Annotated in this window: 14 protein-coding genes, 1 tRNA gene and 2 rRNA genes (1 of these 17 running past the window's edge); 13 read left to right on the top strand and 4 right to left on the bottom strand. The window is 40.9% G+C overall.

Annotation, left to right across the window (positions count from 1 at the left end):
* From KFE96_RS04140 to KFE96_RS04170, 7 genes are all read left to right on the top strand, one after another.
* Positions 1–2,352: ribosomal RNA gene (locus KFE96_RS04140) — 23S ribosomal RNA — on the top strand; it begins 395 nt to the left of the window's first position.
* Positions 2,353–2,440: 88 nt separating this feature from the next.
* Positions 2,441–2,555, top strand: a 5S ribosomal RNA gene (rrf, locus tag KFE96_RS04145).
* Between the two features lie 173 nt (positions 2,556–2,728).
* Positions 2,729–2,805, top strand: a tRNA-Met gene (locus KFE96_RS04150).
* A gap of 148 nt (positions 2,806–2,953) precedes the next feature.
* Positions 2,954–4,147: a hypothetical protein gene (locus tag KFE96_RS04155; protein ID WP_255834739.1), complete on the top strand. Its 1,194-nt coding sequence runs from the start codon at positions 2,954–2,956 to the stop codon at positions 4,145–4,147.
* 124 nt (positions 4,148–4,271) lie between these two features.
* The gene (locus KFE96_RS04160) at positions 4,272–5,372 is read left to right on the top strand and encodes an ABC-three component system protein (protein ID WP_255834740.1); all 1,101 of its coding nucleotides are present in this window, start codon (positions 4,272–4,274) and stop codon (positions 5,370–5,372) included.
* Positions 5,365–5,856, top strand: a complete 492-nt coding sequence (locus KFE96_RS04165; protein ID WP_255834741.1) for an ABC-three component system middle component 2 — start codon at positions 5,365–5,367, stop codon at positions 5,854–5,856. Before KFE96_RS04160 ends, KFE96_RS04165 begins: the two co-directional genes overlap by 8 nt.
* 4 nt (positions 5,857–5,860) lie before the next feature.
* Positions 5,861–7,723, top strand: coding sequence for an AAA family ATPase (locus KFE96_RS04170; protein ID WP_255834742.1), 1,863 nt, complete (start codon positions 5,861–5,863; stop codon positions 7,721–7,723).
* 64 nt (positions 7,724–7,787) lie between these two features.
* On the opposite strand, the gene KFE96_RS04175 is transcribed toward KFE96_RS04170, so the two are convergent.
* On the bottom strand, positions 7,788–8,366 hold the full coding sequence (locus tag KFE96_RS04175) for a tyrosine-type recombinase/integrase (RefSeq protein WP_255834743.1): 579 nt from the start codon (positions 8,364–8,366) through the stop codon (positions 7,788–7,790).
* Between the two features lie 370 nt (positions 8,367–8,736).
* Here KFE96_RS04175 and KFE96_RS04180 point away from each other — a divergent pair, with 370 nt between their 5' ends.
* The 6 genes from KFE96_RS04180 (at position 8,737) to KFE96_RS04205 (ending at position 14,404) form a co-directional block, all read left to right on the top strand.
* A complete protein-coding gene (locus KFE96_RS04180) occupies positions 8,737–9,021 on the top strand; it encodes a hypothetical protein (RefSeq protein ID WP_255834744.1) in 285 nt (94 codons plus the stop codon).
* 187 nt (positions 9,022–9,208) lie between these two features.
* Positions 9,209–10,555: a sugar ABC transporter substrate-binding protein gene (locus tag KFE96_RS04185; protein WP_255834745.1), complete on the top strand. Its 1,347-nt coding sequence runs from the start codon at positions 9,209–9,211 to the stop codon at positions 10,553–10,555.
* A gap of 9 nt (positions 10,556–10,564) precedes the next feature.
* Complete coding sequence (locus KFE96_RS04190; protein WP_255834746.1) at positions 10,565–11,458, top strand: carbohydrate ABC transporter permease; 894 nt, start codon at positions 10,565–10,567, stop codon at positions 11,456–11,458.
* Positions 11,455–12,267, top strand: coding sequence for a carbohydrate ABC transporter permease (locus KFE96_RS04195; RefSeq protein ID WP_255834747.1), 813 nt, complete (start codon positions 11,455–11,457; stop codon positions 12,265–12,267). Before KFE96_RS04190 ends, KFE96_RS04195 begins: the two co-directional genes overlap by 4 nt.
* A gap of 11 nt (positions 12,268–12,278) precedes the next feature.
* Positions 12,279–13,328 (top strand): ABC transporter ATP-binding protein, encoded by a 1,050-nt coding sequence (locus KFE96_RS04200; RefSeq protein WP_255834748.1) that lies wholly within the window; start codon positions 12,279–12,281, stop codon positions 13,326–13,328.
* Positions 13,328–14,404: a methyltransferase domain-containing protein gene (locus KFE96_RS04205; protein WP_255834749.1), complete on the top strand. Its 1,077-nt coding sequence runs from the start codon at positions 13,328–13,330 to the stop codon at positions 14,402–14,404. The genes KFE96_RS04200 and KFE96_RS04205 overlap by 1 nt, the downstream gene beginning before the upstream one ends.
* Here KFE96_RS04205 and KFE96_RS04210 read toward each other — a convergent pair.
* From KFE96_RS04210 to KFE96_RS04220, 3 genes are all read right to left on the bottom strand, one after another.
* A complete protein-coding gene (locus tag KFE96_RS04210) occupies positions 14,391–17,678 on the bottom strand; it encodes a hypothetical protein (RefSeq protein ID WP_255834750.1) in 3,288 nt (1,095 codons plus the stop codon). The two genes, KFE96_RS04205 and KFE96_RS04210, sit on opposite strands and share 14 nt — an antisense overlap.
* Positions 17,679–18,317 carry a hypothetical protein gene (locus KFE96_RS04215; RefSeq protein ID WP_255834752.1) on the bottom strand — a complete coding sequence of 213 codons (639 nt, stop codon included), beginning with the start codon at positions 18,315–18,317 and terminating at the stop codon, positions 17,679–17,681. It abuts the gene before it with no gap.
* Positions 18,318–18,403: 86 nt separating this feature from the next.
* Positions 18,404–19,438, bottom strand: a complete 1,035-nt coding sequence (locus KFE96_RS04220) for a ComEC/Rec2 family competence protein (RefSeq protein WP_255834753.1) — start codon at positions 19,436–19,438, stop codon at positions 18,404–18,406.
* Positions 19,439–19,440 lie beyond the last annotated feature (2 nt).

The following is a 19,440-nucleotide window of genomic DNA, read 5'->3' on the forward strand; positions in this document are numbered from 1 at the left end:
GACCACCTTCCAAGCCTAAATACTACTATACGACCGATAGTGAACCAGTACCGTGAGGGAAAGGTGAAAAGTACCCCGATAAGGGGAGTGAAATAGTACCTGAAACCGAATGCCTACAAGCAGTCGGAGCACCCATGTGGTGTGACGGCGTACCTTTTGTATAATGGGTCAGTGAGTTAGTGTATTTAGCAAGCTTAAGCCGTTAGGTGTAGGCGTAGCGAAAGCGAGTCTGAATAGGGCGACCGAGTTAAATGCATTAGACCCGAAACCCGGCGATCTAGTTATGAGCAGGTTGAAGGTGCAGTAACATGCACTGGAGGACCGAACCCACGTCTGTTGAAAAAGACGGGGATGACTTGTGACTAGGGGTGAAAGGCCAATCAAGCCGGGAGATAGCTGGTTCTCCGCGAAAACTATTTAGGTAGTGCCTCGGATGAATACCAACGGGGGTAGAGCACTGGATGGATGCGGGGGGCGCGAGCCTTACCAATTCTAACCAAACTCCGAATACCGTTGAGTACTATCCGGGAGACAGACTGCGGGTGCTAAGGTCCGTAGTCGAGAGGGAAACAGCCCTGACCACCAGCTAAGGTCCCTAAATTATGTCTAAGTGGGAAAGCATGTGAGACGGCCAAAACAACCAGGATGTTGGCTTAGAAGCAGCCATCATTTAAAGAAAGCGTAACAGCTCACTGGTCTAAATAAGCTGTCTTGCGGCGAAGATGTACCGGGGCTAAAGACATATACCGAAGCTGTGGATTTGATCTTATGATCAAGTGGTAGCGGAGCGTTCTGTAAGTCTGCGAAGGTGTGGCGTGAGCCATGCTGGAGATATCAGAAGTGAGAATGCTGACATGAGTAGCGATAAAGAGTGTGAGAGACACTCTCGCCGAAATCCCAAGGGTTCCTGCGCAAGGCTAATCCGCGCAGGGTGAGTCGGCCCCTAAGGCGAGGCTGAAAAGCGTAGTCGATGGGAAACAGGTTAATATTCCTGTACCTGATGGAATGTGACGGATGACGTAAGTTGTAGATCCTTATTGGATTGGATCTGCCGCGAAGTTGTCCCAGGAAATAGCACCATCATATAGACCGTACCCGAAACCGACACAGGTGGGATGGTAGAGCATACCAAGGCGCTTGAGAGAACTGTGCTGAAGGAACTCGGCAAATTGCCTCCGTAACTTCGGGAGAAGGAGGCCCACCATTAAGGCAACTTTTTGGTGGGGGCACAAAAGAGGGGGTGGCGACTGTTTACTAAAAACACAGGGCTCTGCGAAGTCGCAAGACGACGTATAGGGTCTGACGCCTGCCCGGTGCCGGAAGGTTAAGAGGAGTAGTGAGAGCTGCGAATTGAAGCCCCGGTAAACGGCGGCCGTAACTATAACGGTCCTAAGGTAGCGAAATTCCTTGTCGGGTAAGTTCCGACCTGCACGAATGGCGTAACGACTTCCCCACTGTCTCCAGCACAGACTCAGCGAAATTGAATTCTCCGTGAAGATGCGGAGTACCCGCGGTTAGACGGAAAGACCCCGTGCACCTTTACTACAGCTTCAGTGTGGTATTAGGGATAACATGTGTAGCATAGGTGGGAGGCTTTGAAGCAGGGACGCCAGTTCTTGTGGAGCCACCCTTGAAATACCACCCTTGTTGTCTCTGATATCTAACTACGATCCATGAACCTGGATCTAGGACCCACTGTGGCGGGTAGTTTGACTGGGGCGGTCGCCTCCCAAATGGTAACGGAGGCGCGCGAAGGTAGGCTCAGATCGGTTGGAAATCGATCGTTGAGTGCAATGGCATAAGCCTGCCTGACTGTGAGACTGACAGGTCGAACAGATACGAAAGTAGGTCATAGTGATCCGGTGGTTCTGTGTGGAAGGGCCATCGCTCAACGGATAAAAGGTACGCCGGGGATAACAGGCTGATACTGCCCAAGAGCTCATATCGACGGCAGTGTTTGGCACCTCGATGTCGGCTCATCTCATCCTGGGGCTGGAGCAGGTCCCAAGGGTTTGGCTGTTCGCCAATTAAAGAGGTACGTGAGCTGGGTTTAGAACGTCGTGAGACAGTTCGGTCCCTATCTGCCGTGGGCGCAAGAGACTTGAGAAGAGCTGCCCCTAGTACGAGAGGACCGGGGTGGACGAACCTCTGGTGGACCTGTTGTAGCGCCAGCTGCATTGCAGGGTAGCTATGTTCGGACGGGATAACCGCTGAAAGCATCTAAGCGGGAAGCCCCCTTCAAGATAAGGTCTCTCTGAGAGCCGTGGAAGACCACCACGTTGATAGGTCAGGTGTGGAAGCGCAGTAATGTGTGAAGCTAACTGATACTAATTGCTCGATAGGCTTCAGAGCCTCTCCATAGACAGAGAACAAAACTTTTAAATACAATTGATCATTCTCAAGCATGCATAAAACGCAAAAATCTTTACTCTTTCGTTGATCTGGTGGTTATAGCAAGCCTGTCCCACCCGATCCCATCTCGAACTCGGAAGTGAAAGGGCTTCGCGCCGATGGTACTTCGGCTTAAGCCGCGGAAGAGTAGGTCGCCGCCAGATCTACTAAAGAGTAAAGACATAAACATCTTCATCAATATCAAAAAACAGCAAACCGGCCATGTGCCGGTTTTGTTGTATTAAGTGGTTCAGCTGAAAATAACAGCCTTGAGCCGCGTCACATCGGAGAATGACATCGCTAAGCGATACTTCGGACGGGTGACAAACATAATTGACGCGGGATGGAGCAGCCCGGTAGCTCGTCAGGCTCATAACCTGAAGGTCGTAGGTTCAAATCCTACTCCCGCAACCATTAAAACCCTTATAGAACTCTGTTCTGTAAGGGTTTTTTATTATCTTCAGCCTGAAATTTGACAGTAAGAATCTCCTGCTGTTAGGCTCGCACAAGTATCACACAAAAGCACACACTCGTCTTTCATAAGCATTTTGGGGAATGCATCATGGAAATACACCGGATTCTAGGTGACAAAGTCAGATTATACCGCCGTATTGAAGGCGGTGCCTGGCACGCGTCTACATATCTTGCAGGAAAAGAGCGCCGTAAGTCTACTAAACAGAAAAGTCTATCTGCTGCTAAAGAGGTTGCAGAAGACTGGTATCTGGAACTTCGTAATAAGAAACGTCATGGAGAGCTTGCTTCAGGTAAGACCTTCCGTGACGCATCCAAGAAGTTCGAGGTAGAATATGAGGTCATTACTAATGGCCGTAGAAGCCCTAAGTGGGTTCAAGGACATAAAGACAGGCTTCGCCTGCATCTGCTGCCTTTCTTAGGCCGTAAACCTCTCAAGGAGATTACATCGGGTGTCGGACAAGAGTATCGTGTTCACCGTATGACCAAACCCAAGAATTGGGATGACGATCACTTTGATTATGACAAGCTTGAGCCCAAGCCTTGGAAGCCACCAGCCCGTAATACCATTCATAATGAGATGGTAACCATGAGCATGGTGCTGAAGACCGCACAGCGTCATGGTTGGATAGACTTTATTCCAGACTTGTCTGACCCTTACAGACGCCAGAGCAAGGTGGAACACCGTCCCTGGTTCACACAAAAAGAATATAAGCAGTTTTATGAAGCCACACGGCGTAATGCTGCTAATCCTAAGAACCCTCGTTACAAATGGTATGCGGAGCAATTGCATGATTATGTGCTGATCATGGCTAATACTGGCCTTCGCCCTGATGAGGCTAAACGTCTTGAATATAGAGACATAGAGATTGTAGACGACGAAGCCACAGGCGAGACCATTCTTGAGATTGAAGTACGCGGGAAGCGCGGTATTGGGTTTTGTAAAAGCATGCCGGGGGCGGTGCGCCCATATGAGCGTATGCTGGACCGTAATGATCCTGAACAGACGGATCGTTTGTTCCCCTCAGACTTTAAGAAGATGCTGAACGGCATCCTACACGCAGAAAAGCTGAAGTTTGACCGTAGCGGGAAAGCCCGGACGGCCTACAGCTTGCGTCATAGTTATATATGCTTCCGGCTACTCGAGGGAGCCGACATTTACCAAGTGGCTAAGAACTGCCGCACCAGCGTTGAGATGATCGAAAAACACTATGCTGCGCACCTCAAAGATATGATCGATGCAAGTCTGGTGAATGTGCGTAAGAAAAAGGTAAAAACCATTTAATAAAACAACTATTAAGTGTTAGTATTTAATTCATACTATTATTAGGTGTGAAAACAAGTGGTTTTGTATTGAATTAAATCATATCTCGACCTTACAGTAAAAAGACGGATACAGAAATAATAATATGAATGAAGACAGTTTCAAGGAACTTACACCAAATCCTCAAAAGGGATTGTATAATTCAGAGCATGTTATTTCTGGTATTCCTATCCCAAAAACAAAAAGAATTCAGCTTTTTAATTCGGACGAATGGGAAGAGTTTACAGAAGAGTGGGCCTCATCTCTTCAAGGTTCATATCATCGTTTACGTCGTTATGCTGGTGCTGGTGATCAGGGGCTTGATGTCGTTGGTTTTATTGAGTCTACCCAGTTCAGCGATGGGTGGGATAACTATCAATGCAAATTCTATGATCACCCATTAACACCTTCTGATGTTTGGGTGGAATTCGGAAAAATTATTTATTTTTCCTATCAAGGGAGCTATCCACCTCCTAGAAAGTATTATTTTGTAGCACCAAAACAAGTTGGTACAAAACTGGGTAGGCTGCTAGCAAACTCTCAAAAATTAAAGGATAGTTTGCAAGAAAACTGGAAAAAGTATTGCGAAAGTGACATCACATCTACAATGAAAGTAAAACTTGAAGGTGATCTTTTAGCTTATTTTGATAATTTTGATTTCACAATATTTGATACGGTTTCACTCGTTGAAATGATTGAGCAACATGTTTCAACTCCGTTTCATGTCACAAGGTTTGGAGGTGGACTCGGTCCTCGTCCAGCACCTGAAATTCCTCCTAAAGATACAATATCTCTTGATCACCGTTATGTACGTCAGCTTCTTAGTGTATATGCACAATCTATAGGAGAGCCTCAGAGGTCAGTTGATTTGTCTTTGTTGGATAAAGACCCTGGCATAAAAAAGAAATTCCAAAGACAACGTGAACGTTTTTATCACGCAGAATCTTTACGAAATTTTTCACGTGATACCGTTCCTCCTGGAGTTTTTGAAGAACTCCAAAATGATATTTTTGATGGAGTTGTTGATGTATGCGAATCTCAGTATGAGACTGACATAGATCGATTAGCTACCACATTAACTCAGGCCGCAAAAGTCTCGGTTGAGGCTAGTCCGCTTGCTAGCGTAACACGTGTTCGCGACAAACAGGGCATGTGCCATCAGTTAGTAAATGATGAGAAATTAGACTGGAGTAACGAAGATGACTGAACTTAAAAAATTAGACGTTACTCTTTTCAATAGCGCTTTGGAGACCGGCGTTCGCTCATTGGCCATACTTACTGCTAACTATCCTAATACTTTAGATTTACAACGGTTAGTGGACTTCGATTATATGGTTGTTCACTCAGGTGATGTCGATGGCCCGGAAAGCCTTCACCCTCCATTGCCTATGAGAGAGGGCGAACTCCTTGTGAGGCGTAAAATTATTGAATCTGGACTCTCATTAATGATGAGTCGAGGTTTGGTTACGAGAGTAACCTCTTCAAAAGGAATTTTGTATCAAGCCAGCGATTACGCTAAGCCATTTGTTGATTCATTTTGCACATCTTATATGCGTTCGTTATTGGAAAGGGCCAATTGGGTGGCTGAGACATTTGGTAATGCAGATACAATAGAACTCCACACATTAATAAACAGCTTTTTTGATAAGTGGACTACTCAATTTCACTCACCTCAAAAGGTAGGCAGTTAATTAGATGCAAGAAACTATTAAAATAAGACAGATTTGTTTCTTAGGTCCCCATGTTGAACCTGCTTCGCTTTCCTTCGCTCAAGGTTTGAGTGTTATATGTGGTGCTTCTGATACTGGTAAATCATTTCTCATTGAGGCTATTGATTTCCTTTTGGGTGGAAAAGATTTGCGAAAGATTCCTGAACTTGATGGATATGAGCGCGCACGTATTTCTATCGAGTCTTCCAAAAAAGAAATATGGACTTTTGAACGAAGTATTGAAGGTGGTAACTATCTAGAATTCAAAGGCATTATTGGTTCGGCAACGGATGTACAACATACGAGTACAATTAATGTAAAACATGCGGCTGGCAAAGAAAATAACATTTCGGGCTGGATGCTAGGTGCAATAGATTTGCTTGATAAGTCATTACGCAAAAATGCACGTGGAGAATGTCGTTCGTTAAGTTTCCGTGATATAGCTAGGTTAATCATTGTTAATGAGCAAGAAATTATTCGTCAAGAATCTCCATTCTTAACCGGACAGTTTATAACTAAGACCGCTGAAAAATCCGTCCTAAAATTACTACTTACAGGCATAGATGATAGCGCAATAGTTCTTGCAGATGCCCGTAAAAAATCTGAAATGAGCGACTTTGCAAAAGCTGAACTTCTTGAACAATGGATAAGCGACCTAGAGGATGAAATTACTCAGCAAGGGTTTAGTCGTGAAGAACTTAAAGGTAAACTTAGCAGGTTGGAAGAGTCAATTGCAATAAGCAAAGAACAACTACAATTAACTCAGTCACAGCTTAAAGAAATGACTACCTACAGGCGGATCATTATAAAAGATCGTGAAAAGGTTGCAGACCGAATAGATGATATTGCGAATATGCTTGAAAGGTTTTTGCTTTTAAAGGCTCAATACATGACCGACCTAGATCGCCTCATGGCAATCGAGGAAACGGGCTCGCTTTTTATTCATCATGAACGGGTATCTTGCCCACTTTGCGGGGCTTTACCTGATGCGCAACATAGCAGTACAGAGTGCGATGGTGATGTGGAAGCTATTGTCACTGCCGCATCTGCGGAAATGGAAAAAATAAAAAAACTTGCTAGTGATCTTGAGGCAACAATATCTGCCTTGCATATAGAGTCATCGCGACTTTCGGAGGAGCTTGTTAGTATAGAGGATCACTTTAATGGAATTGATGGTAAAATTAAGCGCGCGATCGCCCCAGAACTAACAGATGCTCAATCAAATTATTCTAGGTATGTAGACGAAAGAAGTACAGTTATCTCAAATCTTTCTCTATTTAATAGGTTAGACAAAATCCACAAACAAAGAGAAGAGCTTTTTGGTGATGAAGATGGGCAGGATAACGGGGATCAAAAAATTCCAGCAAAGTTATCCTCACAAAGTTTGTATGACTTTTCTCAAACTGTTCAAAAAATATTAGAGGCTTGGGATTTCCCTGATATAGGCAGTGTTCATTTTGATGAAAAAACGATGGATTTTGTTATTGATGGTAAGCTTCGCGGAAACAGGGGTAAAGGCTTGAGGGCCATTACACATGCAGCTGCTACGTTAGGTTTATTAGAATTTTGCAAAGAGCACTCATTGCCACACCCTGGATTTGTCGTACTCGATTCTCCGTTGCTCGCGTATTATAAACCAGAAGGTGAAGATGATAGCCTGCAAGGGTCAACTCTTAAGAAAAAGTTTTATAAGTACTTGATTGAAGAGCACTCAGACAGTCAAGTTATCATTGTTGAAAACGAACACCCTCCAGAAAGCTTTGAAAAACAGCTTGATTTAACTGTATTTACAAAAAACCCTAACCATGGGCGTTTTGGTCTTTTACCTCCACTTCAAAACAAGGTCTAAAGCTTATTATAAGATAAAGCGTTTTCATAAGGCTGACGTCTGCTTTTGACCGCGGGTAAACACATTACACCCACATCCGACTAACCAACTCGCGCCTTTCATCCCCTACAGCATCAACATAGATGGCCGTAGTGGACATGTTCGCATGGCCTAACATTGATTGTACGATGTTGAGCGGTACGTTGTGGGTAACAGCATGTATTCCAAATGAGTGCCTTAATCCTTTGCAGGTTCCATATGGCATTTGGGTATTGATGTTAGCTTGATCCATCGTAGCTTTTATTAGTCGCCAGGTGTGAGAGCGCGACCAAGCCCATAGTATGTCTTGAGTATGGTTTTTTAAGCTGTGAACAGCGGCCAACTCTTCTAAAAACGCCATAGGTACAGGGATAGGTCTGTAATGCGGTGTGGCGCGGCGTTTCTTGAGGGAGCGGATAACAATCTCACCTCCAGCCATATCTACTCGGTCAGCAGTTAAATTCAGCGCCTCGCTAACACGGCATCCGGTATAATATAAAAGTTGGCAGAGGGTTCTAACCTTTTCAGGTTGCTTTTGAGCTGCTTCAAAGAAGGCTTGACGCTCATCTTGCGTTAAATAAAGCCGTTTTCCTTGTGCGTTATAAAGTGAGTAAGTCAGCGCCATAATTCATTCTCGCGTGTACCCCCTTTATTTGTACAGAAACGCGCGGTTTTACCCTACGCGTTCCCCCTTCTTTTCCCTCTATGCCGCGGCAGTCATGCAACAGAATTGTACATAGTGTTGCATGGACGGTGTTCTGTTTCCGTCTAAATCTCTGTTTTTCTAGAGGTATGTCTAGGTTGGGTAGGTGCACATTAGTTCATGATCTTGAAGCAGGGAAAATACAGTTCAGATGGTTCACTTGATTGGAAGAAATATGAAAGCTCAGTTCTTGGTTCTCATAAGCTCATTGGCGTTATTAACGGCATGTTCTGAGCAACGAGATGATCAGCATTTATTAGTGGGAGAATGGAAAAAAGCTCACAGTCCCAAAATGGATATTTTTGACGATGGTGTTGGTGTTCACTTGCTTGAGGAGTACGTAATTTATGAACGTGTTGAGAGCGGCGACCAACTTGTTTTCAAAATGCTTGAGGTAAACTTCGGGGGCGAACTTAGCTATGAGATAGAGATTTCTTGCGACTATGAAGTTTCATCTGATCGGTTGGTTACTAAAGACTGTGAAGTAGATACAAGCCCGGCTATTACAAATGGCCAAGATTTCTTTGATCAAATTGTGGAAGATGCACTGCAAGGCGTTTGGGCGAGGAAATATTAATAAAATCAATGTCTTGCAGCTATGCAACACTATGTACAATAGTGTTGCACATTGGGTCAATCTTCAATTTAGGTAATGTCATTTAATCTTAATAAGAGTGATTGAATAAGGATTTTGCCTTTAAAGCTGTAATGAGTATAATTATTCTGAACATATAAAATATAATTTTATAAGGAAATTTTTGATCGTGAAGAAAATAGCTATAGGTGGTTTTTTAGTGATTTTAGTTGCGGTCGCAGCTTTCTATTATTTGTCTCCTCAAAATATTTCGAATACAAAAAAGATACGTATTATTGGAGAAGCATACGCTCCGCTTACTGCCTTGGCTGGTATGAAGAGTCAATTTGAGCAAGAAACTGGTATTGAAGTAGAGATCGTAGAAAAAGATCATATGGCGGTCGTTACTGAGTTATCTCAGGAGCTAAGCTCTAGAAATGTCACGTACGATTTAATTCTCATGCCCCACCGTTTATTAGGGCGATTAGTTGAAAACCAACAGGTACAGCCGTTGACGCCCTTTTTAAAAAAGGATGCTCAAGCCTCATTTAAACCTGAGCAGGACCTTTTTGAAAATTGGTGGAAAGAAACTGGGTGGTACAAAGGGGAACTGTATGGTTTTCCGTTCACTAATTTAACCATGTATGTTGCCTATCAGAAAGATTTAATAAACGATCCAGAGGAACAAAAAAGATTTCAGACAAGGTTTGGTCGTGACTTAACAGTTCCAAAAAATTGGTCCGAATATATAGAAGTAGCAGAGTTTTTTAATCGACCAGAGGAGGGCCTTTTTGGCACATATATTCAAGGACAACAACATGTAGCTTTATGGTATGAGTGGCTTAATTTTGCCTATTCATTTGGTGGAAGAATTTTAGAAACGGAAGCGGGAAGCTCCTATGGCGATATCGTGGTGAACTCGCCACAAAACCTTGAAGCAACCAGAGTGTACATGGATTTAGTAAAGTATAGCCCGCCGGAAACACTAAATTACAACTGGGATGATGCTTTAGCATCATTGCAGCAAGGCAGAGTCTTCATGGGAATCATTTGGCATGATCAAACCCCTTTTCTTGAAGATATAGAGCAATCGAAAATGGCAGGCAAGATTGGCTACACGACAATCCCTACCAATAGTGGGGCTCCTAAAAGCCAGTTGGAGGGATGGTCATATTTGATTCCTAAAGAGTCTAAAAACCCATCAGAGGCATTTGAATTTATTCGATGGGCAATGTCTCAATCTGTTCAAGTAGCACAAACCTTGGCCGGAGGAGCGTCTGCGTTAAAATCGACCTACCAAGACGAAAACGTCAAATCTATTCCATACGTACCTGTTTTTCTAGAGAGTGTACCGGTTGCTATACCTAAACCAACGGTCCCTGAATCTGCACAAATTACAGAGGTTATGCAAAAAGGACTTTCTGAGATATTAGTTGGTAAAGTTACGCCAAAAGATGGATTAGATAATATCGCTATTCAATTAAAAGAAATCTTAGGTGATAAAGCTCAAATGAGATATTTACCGAATAAAAATTAGGGTATTTACTTGAGTAAGTTGTCATCTTTGTTCGAAAGGAATTTCTTGGGCCTTACCTTAGGCCCAATAATGCTTCTATTGATATGTTTGGTTGTCGTCCCCTTCTTAGTTCTTATTGGGATTAGCCTTACCGATTTAAATTTCAATATTCCAGACAGGGATGGGAGTTTTGTCGGATTACAACATTTCCACACTGCTTTATTCAAAGACGATCGCTTCTTAAATAGCTTATATGTTCAAGCAATATTTTTAATAACAACTATACCTTTTGAGCTCCTTTTTGGCTTGTTGGGAGCATTTGTATTAATACACTGCGGTAAATATAGTAAGGCTCTCTTACCTGTTGTCGCCATCCCTATTGTGCTTGCGCCCGTTACTGTTGGAATGTTGTGGCGCCTACTTTTACATGGGGATTATGGGCCGATCGGTTTCTATTTGAGAGAGTTAGGTATCGTAAATGGAACTATATTAGGGGACCCTTCATTTGCTTTTGTTGGGATTGTGCTTGCTGATATTTGGCAATGGACACCTCTTTTTATTATTATTTTGTTTACTGCGTTAAAGAGTATTCCTGAACGGCCTATTAGAGCAGCAAAGCTAGATGGCGCGAACGGAATTCAGCTATTTTGGTCTATTCAAATGCCATTAATTAAGCCAGCCGTACTATTAGCTGTTTTAATAAGGGTAATGGACTCATTTAAGGAATTTGATAAGGCTTTTCAGATGACGCACGGTGGCCCTGCATCATCAACAGAGCTAATTAATATCTATACATGGATTGTTAGTTTCCAGCATGGGGATATTGGCTATGGTTCAGCCATTACTGTAATTATTTATATTCTAATTTATTGTATTTGCTTGGCGTTATTTAAGACCTTCAGAAAAGATTGGCGTACACAATGAAAAAAATTAGCGCTTTATCTTTTGGCCTCTTATTCGCCTTGCTGTCATTTCTGCCATATGCATGGCTAATATATAATTCCTTTAGAGATAGGAAAGCGCTTACAGCTAGCCCACCTGAATGGGGATTGAACTTTACCCTTGATAACTTTTCCTGGGTATATAATGGTCAAAATATTGTAGGATTGCTTGGAAATAGCTTCCTTATTAGCACTGTAACGGCCCTTGTTTGCCTATGTGTGGCATTGCCTGCAGCATATTATTTTGCTCGACATAGAAACAATTGGTCAAAACATCTATTTTTATTGGTTTTATCTACTCGAATGGCTCCACCAGTAGCTATCAGTTTGCCGTTATTCGTAATATTTTCAGAAGTGGGAATTAGAGGAACCTATGGAGCTATAATTTTGGCTGAGGTGGTTTTTAATTTGGCGTTTGTAGTTTGGTTTTTAGAAGCAGCTATATCCGCTTTTCCTCAGTCGATTGAAAAGGCTTCTTTAATTGATGGTAATGGTCGTTTACAGACATTATTAGCTGTGGTTGTTCCCAATATATGGCCTTCCGTTTTGGTATGTTTTGGATTTGTATTTTTATTTACTTGGAATGAGTATTTAATCGCATCATTGATTTCCTCATCAACAACTAGCCCAGTTACACCGGCCCTGCCTAGTTTTGTAGCTCAGGCTACGTCCCAATGGGGTAGGTTTTCAGCTGTGGCATTTATGGCTAGTTTGCCAGCGCTAGCGTTAGCTGTAGGTGCTAGGAAATACTTGGCGAATGTATTTACCAGTGGTTTGATAACAAAAACTTAGAGAAAGTATTGATGGGTTTAACCGTAAAAAATATTGTCAAAAATTACCCTAAAGTAGTCGCTTTGCAGCCAACTAGCTTTGAGGTGAAAACTGGTGAATTAATAACCATAGTCGGACCATCTGGGTGTGGAAAAACGACATTGTTAGACATTATAGCTGGTTTTACACAACAGGATTCGGGGACAGTCCAGTTGAATAGTAGAGACATAACTAATCTTCCTATAAATAAACGTAAAATTGCTTACGTAATGGATGGATTGGGGTTGTATCCACATCTCAGTGTACAAGAAAACATCGCATACCCTTTAAAATTACAAAAATTAGATACTGAGCAGATTATCGAAAAGTGTCAGGAAGTTACTCAGTTGTTGCAAATTGATGATCTCAATGAACGTATGCCTGAACAACTAAGTGCAGGGCAAAAACAGCGTGTTGCTCTAGCTAGGGCATTGGTCAGAGATGATATTGAATTGTTACTAGCTGATGAGTGTTTCTCTGACCTAGATGCCAGGCTGAAACTGCAGGTGCGTAAAGTGTTTAAGCATTGGCAAAGAAAGCACAACATTACATGCCTTTTTGTAACGCATGACCAGCAGGAAGCACTATCTCTTGGAGACCGGACTGCAATTCTTAACGCCGGAAAAGTGGAACAGTTAACAAGGCCACAGGAAGTTTATAGCGATCCTCAAAGGCTATTCTTAGCCCAGTTTATTGGAAATCCCGCAGCTAATATTATAAGCGTTGTTGATGGATCAGGTAAGTTGAAAGATATACCCAGAGATATTTTAGGGCATCGTGAAAGTGAATTTAGAGAGTGTTATATTGCGGTGCGGCCTGAGAATTTAACCATTTCATTTGATAATACAAAGTTAGCCGGAGTAGTGGAGCATATTGAATACTCTGGTTCACTTACACTTTATCATATTAGCATTGATGGCGATTTACTTGTAATTAAAGATAAATTTTATGATTCAATTTCCGTTAAGGATGAAATTGGTATCGTGATCAGCTCAAATGACTTTTTTTGCTATAATAAGAAAACAGAAAATAGGGTGTACTAGTGTTTAAACGGCAAGAAATATCGAGCTTGGACGAGATAAAATTACCTACTTTACAAAAGCATGGTTATGCAGGCTGGTATCGTAAAGTATCTAGTGAGTCCTACGCGGTGGATCCATGGGAAGCATATAAACTAGTGCTAGCTACTAGTAGCTCTGGTTGTTTAGGCACTTTGCAAAACCTGTTTATTAAACACTGCTCTATATCAGAAAGCGAATTTTTTGATGTTTTTTCTGAACAGGAGCGAGAGTGGCTAATTCAGAATGAAATTGTACAGGAAACCGAAAAAAGGTGGTCTTCAAAATATTGTCTATTGGTATGCTTCGGATTTTATTTGTTTGTTGATTGGCCTGAAAAAAGTAGCAATGAGAAGTTGGTTTCTAGCCAGACATATTTAAGCAGCAGTTCATTTGACTGTATTCATTCGATTAAAAAGTATAGTGCATCAAATGATTTATTTAATACTTTAGATGTTGGCTGTGGCTCGGGCTTAATTTTACTACAGTTATCAAAAATCTCGGAAAAAGTGTTTGGGATTGACATAGATACTGAAGCAGTGAAATTGAGCCGAATTAATTTAGAATTAAACGGAGCAAAAGCGTCGTTGGTTAATAGCGATGTCGCAGATTATCTCTTTAAAAAAGCTGGTTTTGATCTAATCAATGTAAATCCAACTTGGCGTATTGTTCCTGAAGGAGTTAATTACCCTAATCCAATAGCGAGAGTGGGAGTTGGGAATGATGGATTGGACTACGTAAGGTATCTGTTAAAGGCATTACCTTCTTTATTATCAAACGCAGGTAAAATGTTATTACGCGTTGATATTCCGTTGTCTGAGGGAGCAAAAGAAGAACGATACTTTGATTTAAAACGGTATCTACCTCCTCAATATAGATTTAAGATGTACCCTCTTAAAAAGGTATCTGCTTCACAACAATGTCGAGTAAGCGCAGATACGTGTTCTTACCTAAATCCTGAAATTGATCTGAGTGATTTGGTGCGTGTTTTTGAAACGAAATATCGACAGTTAAATATTTCAGGCCTTCAAGAAATAGAGTGTGTGATTACCTTAAAGTAAGTGATTTATTTTCTAAAACAACGGTACTGATAAACTTGTTTAACATAATCATCTCTTCCTGAATTTTACATTCAGGTGTACTGATTATTTTATGAAGAACGATTGTAATTGCTTTCCAAATTATATCTGATTCAATTATTTGATTTCGAGGTTGGCGTACCCACATAGCTTGATACGAAACCTTATGTGCCTCTTTGGCGAATGATGGGTTGACGCTACCTTTTATAGGGGTTGTGCAGCCACGTTCTAGGAAATACTTTTGAAAGTCACTAGTTAAGGTTTGTAGTGCGATTGCATAGGCGCTATCGAAGTGTGCAGAACCATTGGGGAAAACAAAAGACCAAACATCTGCTTGAGCTGTTTTCCTTCCTGACACAGTAGGTATAAAATGTAAGCCGAATTCCTGTGTCTCAAGCGTTTTGTTAACATTGATATCGTCCCACATAAAGCAACTGAATACCCTATGATTGTCCATTACCTCAGTCTTTAATTCATCCCAATCCCAGTTAAGCCCATTATATTTATCTGTTCCAAAACTTTGATAAAAACTTCTAAATGATTTTGTTGCCTTCAATATGGTAGGGGTGGTGAGTTCTAGAGCGCCATATTCGTAGCCGTGGTCTTTTCCAATTATTCTACCATTATATGCATACAAGAAATTTAGCCACTCATGATATAAACATGGGTGAATGTTAAGACTTTCTAGTTCATTTTTTGAAAGCTTGTTTTCTTTGATTTGCATGTACAATACATCAGGGTTTGGAGCGGATTTGTGTGCAAATGCCCCTCCCTGGTGACCGAAACCTAAGACGTTTTCCCGTTCTTCGGTTACTTGCAGCGCTTTTTGATACATTTCTTGAATCGTTTGTGGAAGTTTACGAGGTTTTTCCATCATATCCAGAGAATATAGCGCTCTCATAGTTAGAGATGTAAATGGAATACCGTATGGAATACCTGTAAACCATGAGCTTTCTTTCCACCAATCCTGATAGAAACATTCAGCGGGTGTTGCAAAGCTTTGAATAGGCCTATTTTCAAATAAGCACGTTAAAGGTCTTAAGATTCCAGATGCTGCAAATTTTGGTATCAATCTTTGAGGCATCAAAACAATGTCGTAGTCATTGATGTTGTTTAATTTTTCTTCATATTGAAGTATTGAACAACCATCATACGCTAGAGAGAGACCTTTGCCTTCCAGGTACTCTTGCAACATTAAAAATGGAAGTTGTTCCTCGCCAAGAATGTTTAGTGCCCGTCTTTGGTTGTGATTGTATGCAGCTTCTGTTGAGTTTGGAGCTTTAGTGTTTTTGATCAAACACAAATATTCATATTCTATCAGGTTCAAAATATGGGCTTTAGTTTTATATCGATTTTTTAAGTCTTTAAAAATGAGATCTGTTTGTGAAGTAGTAGATTGAAGTAGCCCCGATATGATCTTATTTGCGATGTTGGGCGCCATTTCTTTGTCAATTAAATCAAAGACGATACCTCGTATTAAATCGTTCGAGTAATCTAGTGAGGATCCATTAGAAATAGCATTCGCAAATAAGCGTAATATATCAGTTTTCAGTGTGTCTTTTGACCACAAAAAATGTAGAATTTTGTATAGTTTATTACTGTTATATTCTTCTAGTGAATGTTCCAGTAGTAGTGTAAATGTGCCAATATATGAAGGCTTCGCAAGTAAAAGCGGGATTATTTCATTGCGTTCCCAATCCCCTCCCATAAAATTGTTGATTTCTTCGGTGAGTTGGTGATGCAAAATTGAAAGCGCACTACGTCTGTACTTGCCAACGTTTTTCCTCTCTTGCATGGCTTTTGGCACGAAGCTTTGTAGATATGTAGCAGCAAAGAAGTCTCGTATATTGATATCAAGGAACGAAACGTTTTCTCGTGAATATTGAAAAATTCTAGATCTAGATAAGACGGTATCTAGAAGGTCTTTTGGGTTTTTACCTAGACTACTGGAGTTTCTGCTTGCTTCTTTTTGAAGATAGTCGGATGCAATATTTTTTGCTTCAACGTATGAAACAGTTTCTACTTCTCGAAATAGTAGTGTTAAACTAAAGTGTTGAATAAATTTATAATAATCTTCGACGTATATGTTAGCCTGATCGATACCTCCTTTCGTATTTTTTTCTAGTAATCTAGTGATGAGTGCTTCGAAAAAATTCAAAGAAGTGAGGGCTTCTGGAATGGGATTTTGGTCAAATATTTCTAACGCTACTTCCAAGAATAATGGAATTTTGAATAGTTGTTCAATTCTTGTACTATTTTCTAAATGCTTTTTCAGGAATACGGCTGGACTAGCTGTAGTACTTTCAGAATCTAACTGTTTTACTGAGTGATTTGTATTTTGCTGTAATTGCAAGATAAATTCTTGAATGTCATCACTGGTAAAAGGGATTATTTCGGCTCTGGAAAAATTATGCAATCTATTCAATGATACAATAGGTCTTGAAAAACATATTACCCGTATATTTTTAAATTCTGATGATATTATATTTAAACTGTTACAAAATTTATTTTGGAAATCGGGTGCAACCTCATCCAGTCCATCTACAATTAAGAGTACCTCTTTACTCGGGTCTTGCGAGGATGCATTCGGCTCTTGTGAAGATGCATTTGGCTCTTGTGAGGATGCATTCGGCTCACAAAATTGGATAATATCAGCAATACTGATGTTCGAATTTCTAAGGTCGTTATTACTTGAGAGTAAATCGAACCAGGTTGGTACTCCATTTCTTAGCGTATCAAACCAGTCGTTACCTGTGTCTTTGGCGTGAACAAAAATTGGAATGACTTCCGGGTTTACGCGTATTGCTTCTAAACAAAGTATTTGGGCAAAAAGAGATTTCCCATGGCCTGCGTTAGCTGTGACGATTACATTTTTGGGGACGTTTTTCTTATTGGGGATGTTGTTCTCAGTAGTGAGCTCAGTAATGGATTTAACATCAACTGTTTCTGGGGGAAGCCCATTCTCCATCTCAGTCTTGTGATATGGTAGACAAACTAAACTAGTTTCCCCTTCGACATCCAATAGTTTCGAAATATAGAATTGTTTCCAATTAATTTTGGATAAACCTACGTTAAGGTCGGTTGATTTTTGTAGTTTATTTGCCAGTCTGGCACGATATAAGCTCAGATTTTCTTCTAGGCTGTCTGTTTTGTTTTTTTTCTTTTTAGATAATTCACGTTTTTCCAGCCATTGGAAAAGATAGGCTATTCCCATCACAATAATTAGTAGGGATATAATATAAATCTCGAGACCCATTTAAACTTCAATCCATAAGACAAAATAGCGTGCACTAATATAGTGTAAGATGAGTAGCATCATGATAGCAGAAAACATTTTCAAAGAAATTTCGGGTAAAATAATCTTGGTTTCTATACTCTTGTCACCGCTATAATTAGTGGTGAATGAATAATCCGGTAGGCCATAGGTATAGAAATCTCTCCGATTAACTTCTTTGTTAAAGTTATTAATAGTTTCATTTCCATAGAACTGTTCACTTCTGTACAGTGTTACTAGTTTTTTAAACCATCTAATCGAATGTCTTGCAGCGATCATTGAAGTCAAATGAATAGATTTACCTACACCCTCCCGGCTAGGGATTTTTATGTCTTGTTCATAAGAAAATGCAATCGATACACTGAACATAAACATAACGCCGTGGCATATTGTAAAAAAGATTATTTGGTCAGAAACGTATTCATTATTAAAAGTTGAGAACAAGCCTAACATAATCGCAACTGGTGTTAGTATGTTGAATTCAATCATAGCTAAGAAGCAAGCCTTAAAAGGACGAACTTGGTAACGGTATGTGGCAAGCACGCAGGTAATAAAGCTTCCAATAAAAGCTATTATAACCGCATCCCTTACCACGGATGTTAAAGATGTAGCGTCAGACATTGGGGTGCACTTAATAATTGCAGTTATTACATAATCGCACGCTAAAGTAACGATCTGATGAGATCAATAGGTCAATGACCAATACTTTAATTGTACTTTACCGTTAGCTGTCCTGATGACGTAATTCTGATTAATACATTGTCATCACCACGTTTCGTGCTGGGTGATTTTCTTGTAGTGGGGCCCGCCCATTCTTTATCTGGTTTACTATCTTTTTCCCCGAGGTCGGTTAGGAAAATATTAGCTTCCTTCACACCATTTTTCAGATACCGAGCGACTGCTTTCTTCTTTGGGTGGCCATGGCCAGACCCGGCAGGGAAGACGACGTATGTAGGATTTACAGCTTTTACAAAGCACGTAGCACTACCATTGTTTCCTCCATGATGAGGCGCAATCATTACATCTGATTTAATTTCTACTGCTGAGGAGTTATCAACCATATATTTTTCGGCGGCTTCACATGTCGCATCATTATCGTTGTTGCTTTTGCCTACAGTATCTCCAGTAAACAATACCGACTTACCAGCGTAATCTAGTCTTACAACGATACTCGGAGCATTCCGTTTTTCCGAGCTCGATAGCTTATCACTAGGGGTAGTCCAATCACTGTCATCTTCCCAATTCTTCCATCCAGCAATGAAAGTTACCTTTGCGTCATTTCCAAGAGCAAATTGCGCGCCGTGCATGAGCGAAGACGATTGCAAGTTAATGACTGATACTCCTGGATTTTGGATCTCTCTAGATACAGCTCTATCAAATTTGTACCAGGTGGTCAGATTGCCGCTTTTATTAGTTCTCTTTCTTTCCATACCTGTATGCATAATCTGTCTAACATCGAAGGTATTCAAGATGGCCTCTGCCTCGCCAAGGTGATCAGCGTCAGAGTGGCTTATAATCATTAGATCTATCGGATTATTGCCTATGATTTGTTTGGCGGCACTTAGGCATTGTTTACTCTTCCAATGGCCAGCATCATAAATCATAAAGTGATCATCTGGAGTTTTGGTGATAGTACATAGAGCTTGGCCAACATCAACAATTTGTACTTCTAATTGTTGGGCCCGAACTCCTTGAGTTGTTACTGAAAAAACAGCGAATACAAAAAACAAGAAAATGCGCATCG

Source organism: Kordiimonas sp. SCSIO 12603 (assembly GCF_024398035.1).
GTDB lineage: Bacteria > Pseudomonadota > Alphaproteobacteria > Sphingomonadales > Kordiimonadaceae > Kordiimonas.

Excerpts from the sequence above, each read along its gene's own strand:
- KFE96_RS04155 (WP_255834739.1), top strand. The coding sequence starts at position 2,954 with ATGGAAATACACCGGATTCTAGGTGACAAAGTCAGATTATACCGCCGT.
- KFE96_RS04160 (WP_255834740.1), top strand. The coding sequence starts at position 4,272 with ATGAATGAAGACAGTTTCAAGGAACTTACACCAAATCCTCAAAAGGGA.
- KFE96_RS04165 (WP_255834741.1), top strand. The coding sequence starts at position 5,365 with ATGACTGAACTTAAAAAATTAGACGTTACTCTTTTCAATAGCGCTTTG.
- KFE96_RS04170 (WP_255834742.1), top strand. The coding sequence starts at position 5,861 with ATGCAAGAAACTATTAAAATAAGACAGATTTGTTTCTTAGGTCCCCAT.
- KFE96_RS04175 (WP_255834743.1), bottom strand. The coding sequence starts at position 8,366 with ATGGCGCTGACTTACTCACTTTATAACGCACAAGGAAAACGGCTTTAT.
- KFE96_RS04180 (WP_255834744.1), top strand. The coding sequence starts at position 8,737 with ATGGATATTTTTGACGATGGTGTTGGTGTTCACTTGCTTGAGGAGTAC.
- KFE96_RS04195 (WP_255834747.1), top strand. The coding sequence starts at position 11,455 with ATGAAAAAAATTAGCGCTTTATCTTTTGGCCTCTTATTCGCCTTGCTG.
- KFE96_RS04200 (WP_255834748.1), top strand. The coding sequence starts at position 12,279 with ATGGGTTTAACCGTAAAAAATATTGTCAAAAATTACCCTAAAGTAGTC.
- KFE96_RS04210 (WP_255834750.1), bottom strand. The coding sequence starts at position 17,678 with ATGGGTCTCGAGATTTATATTATATCCCTACTAATTATTGTGATGGGA.
- KFE96_RS04215 (WP_255834752.1), bottom strand. The coding sequence starts at position 18,317 with ATGTCTGACGCTACATCTTTAACATCCGTGGTAAGGGATGCGGTTATA.
- KFE96_RS04220 (WP_255834753.1), bottom strand. The coding sequence starts at position 19,438 with ATGCGCATTTTCTTGTTTTTTGTATTCGCTGTTTTTTCAGTAACAACT.